This is a genomic window from Vibrio sp. V19_P1S1T109, from assembly GCF_002241375.1.
Lineage (GTDB): Bacteria > Pseudomonadota > Gammaproteobacteria > Enterobacterales > Vibrionaceae > Vibrio > Vibrio anguillarum.
Genome location: NZ_NDIM01000231.1, coordinates 1 through 3,402 on the forward strand (window position 1 = coordinate 1; position 3,402 = coordinate 3,402).

Below are 3,402 nucleotides of genomic sequence, written 5' to 3' on the forward strand. Positions count from 1 at the left end.
AGCTGTTAGACATTGCTATTTTTCTATATAATCTGGCTTCTTTTAATAAACACTAGATTTCAATGACTCAAAATATTTGGCGTTCAGTCACACCTCAGTATGATCAATTCCACTCGCAACTAGCTCAGTACCCTAGTCTATCTCCGGTAACATTACTCGACACACAGCCCAGACTAGCAACCGCTATTCAGCAGTTTGTTCAATTGAAAGGTTTTACACGAGTGATGTTGATCAACGCGCCAGATAACTCAATCTATCGTCAATTAGTCAGTCAAAAACTTCAAGTAATAAAGCCAAACTCGCACGTTATTTGTACAGAGTCCCTCGATATGGGGACTATCTTTGGCCAATACCGCGCTGAAAATGGGCTTATCACCAGCGAAATTCCTGGTTTATTGGATAAAGCCAATGGTGGTTATCTTCTGATCTCCGCTAATATGCTGTTGGCTAATCCTAAAATGTGGCCATTATTAAAAGCGGCAGTATTAGGCGAAGATGTAAGCCCCATTAATTGTGATGCTAAATCACCACACCCCTCACCAATCTCTAAAAGATATGAGGTCAAACTGATCATTTTAGGTGATAGAAACCAGTTAGCCGATGTCGACTATTTGGATGCAGACGTCCGCTCAAGCTTTTGTTTCTACACCGAATTAGAGTTGGACCTGAAAATTGATGAACAATCGATATTGACCTACCTCGCTTATTTACGTTGGATATCTGAAGAATACCAACTCCCTACACTGACTGAAGATGCCATTCCTGCTCTTATGACCGCAGGTGCCCGTTTCACGGAAGATCAACATTACACGCCGTTATGTGTAATATGGCACAGAACACTCATAGAAGAAGCGGCCTTAGAGTCAAATCAGTATCCGATTACTAAATCTCATATCGAAAGTGCCTTAGACAAACGCTATTATCGAGAGTCTTATCTGCAGCAACGAGCACTCGACGATATACTTGATGGACAAGTCATTATCGAAACTCAAGGCGAACAAGTCGGCCAAGTCAATGGATTAACGGTGATCGATGTTGCTGGCCATCCTCTTTCCTATGGTGAACCAGCTCGTATCTCATGCGTTGTGCACTTTGGTGACGGTGATATTACCGATGTCGAACGCAAAGCCGAGCTCGGTGGTAATTTGCATGCAAAAGGCATGATGATAATGCAAGCCTTTGTAAGCAGCTCAATGAACCTTGACGCACCGCTTCCCTATTCTGCTTCGGTTGTCTTCGAACAATCATACAGCGAAGTGGATGGCGACAGTGCATCACTAGCCGAGTTATGTTCTTTAGTAAGCGCTTTATCTGAACATCCCATTAACCAACAAATCGCTGTGACAGGTGCGGTTGATCAATTCGGGCGAGTCCAAGCTGTTGGCGGGCTAAACGAAAAAATTGAAGGCTTCTACCATGTGTGTAAGCATCAGGGATTCACGGGTGGACAAGGCGTCATTCTACCAAGAACAAATCTAAAGCATCTTGCGCTTCATAAAGATGTAGTCAATAGCATTAAAAATGATGAATTTCATATTTGGCCAGTCGCTACAGTTGATGAAGCCGTACCGATCCTTATGGGTGCGTCATTCAGAGGCGATGACGAAGAAAGCATCATTAATAAAATTGCTCAACGTATTGAAAACTTTGAAAGGCATGACCAATCACACAGTATTGCAGAGCGCATTAAAAACTGGTTTGTGTAGCACTGATCGGAGTTGTTTAGCGTACACGTGTTCCCTAATATGCACCCTATCAAAAATTGGAGTAACTGATAATGCAGAATAAACGAGATTCATATAATCATGAAGACTTACTAGCCTCTAGCCAAGGTGAGCTTTTTGGGCCTGGCTACCCTCAATTACCAGCGCCAAATATGTTGATGATGGACCGCATCACCAAAATGTCAGAAACCGAGGGCGAGTATGGTAAAGGCCTTATTCTTGCTGAGTTAGATATTACTCCTGATCTATGGTTCTTCGATTGCCATTTCCCTGGCGATCCTGTAATGCCTGGCTGTTTAGGTTTAGATGCGATGTGGCAATTGGTTGGTTTCTTCCTTGGCTGGGTTGGTGGCAAAGGAAAAGGCCGGGCATTAGGTGTTGGTGAAGTCAAGTTCACAGGTCAGATCCTACCAACAGCAAAAAAAGTCACTTACGAAATCACGATGAAACGGGTTGTTAACCGTAAACTTGTAATGGGCCTAGCTGATGGTCGCGTTCTTGTCGATGGCAAAGAGATTTACGTTGCAAAGGACTTAAAAGTAGGTCTTTTCCAAGATACTTCTGCTTTTTAGTGACGTTAAACTATTCATAAGCGACTCATAGAGTCGCTTTTTCCTCATCAAAATACTTAGTTATAGTGCTTTAGTGTGGCTTGAATACTAAAAAGCCCCTTCCGGGGCTTAAATCCTTTTGCATGTATGTGGGAGTTTATTTGTAGAGACCAGCTTGTTTGTCATCTCTGGCATCGCGCCAACCACCTAGCCAATATGAACGAGCGTCCGTTTGTTGATAAGGGCAAGCCTCTACGGAACGTCCGTTTAAGCCAGCTTTATACCCATGAGACTGTGCTCTTTCAAGGCGATCACGCTTTTGTCTCTTCATCATAGTGTAGTCCTCATACAGTAACTTGTGTCTTACATACAACTATTAAATCTACATGGCATATCTGTTACGCCACAATTAAGAATTGCTCAAAAATTCGACTTTCTCAAGTTACAAAAAAGGCGCAGATTCTAAATTGTGAACTTGCGCCATTCTTTACACTATTTAATTATTTTCTGCGGAACCCAAAGAGAGCAAGTAGTGTCAGAGTAATCCACCCCATACTACCGCCTTTACGTTCAACGGGTGGAAGTGCCGTGCTGCGGACTTCAATATCGCTAGCCGCCGCGCCAGCAATCGGGATCAGTTTAATCGCGACAACGCTTTCACTTCCAGAAGTACAGTATGAGTTATGGGAGAAATCGTCATAGCCACCAGTACATTTAAATGCACTTGCTGCAATCACACCATCATCGTTGATATCTGAGGCTTCAAAAATACGGAACTGGTTATTACTCTGTGAGTAAGTTCCGCCATTGGTTAGATCATCTAACCACCAACCTTGGTTTTGGAACAATGCCATTCTTGCTGCATTACTCCCTGTACCGTTGAAAGGATAGATAAAGCCACGATGACGACGTTGTTTGCCTCCATCTTCACGGCCTTTTTCTGCATCGATTTGACCGACAATTTCATTGAAATTGTTGATCGCTTTCGCTTCACCGCCAGCACCAGTAAAGAAAATGCCGCCCGATAGATAGTTAGCTACAGGTGTTCCGCTATTAGCATCTGCCACGAAAATACGATTCGCTGCTGCACCACTTTCAGGTTTATCACCTCGGCGTTTGGTTTCCCC

The 3,402-nt window shown here is 43.3% G+C and carries 4 protein-coding genes; 2 read left to right on the forward strand and 2 right to left on the reverse strand.

All coding sequences use genetic code 11. The features are described from left to right. Positions 1 to 62 precede the first annotated feature (62 nt). On the forward strand, positions 63 to 1,706 hold the full coding sequence (locus B9J87_RS11145; RefSeq protein ID WP_017044702.1) for a S16 family serine protease: 1,644 nt from the start codon (positions 63 to 65) through the stop codon (positions 1,704 to 1,706). 71 nt (positions 1,707 to 1,777) lie between these two features. After that, positions 1,778 to 2,296, forward strand: a complete 519-nt coding sequence (gene fabA / locus B9J87_RS11150; RefSeq protein WP_094150792.1) for a bifunctional 3-hydroxydecanoyl-ACP dehydratase/trans-2-decenoyl-ACP isomerase — start codon at positions 1,778 to 1,780, stop codon at positions 2,294 to 2,296. A 136-nt stretch (positions 2,297 to 2,432) separates the two neighbouring features. On the opposite strand, the gene rmf is transcribed toward fabA, so the two are convergent. Beyond that, positions 2,433 to 2,606 carry a ribosome modulation factor gene (gene rmf / locus B9J87_RS11155; protein WP_010320553.1) on the reverse strand — a complete coding sequence of 58 codons (174 nt, stop codon included), beginning with the start codon at positions 2,604 to 2,606 and terminating at the stop codon, positions 2,433 to 2,435. Between the two features lie 169 nt (positions 2,607 to 2,775). Next, on the reverse strand, positions 2,776 to 3,402 hold a 627-nt coding region (locus B9J87_RS11160), incomplete at its 5' end, for a DUF3466 family protein (RefSeq protein ID WP_141201574.1).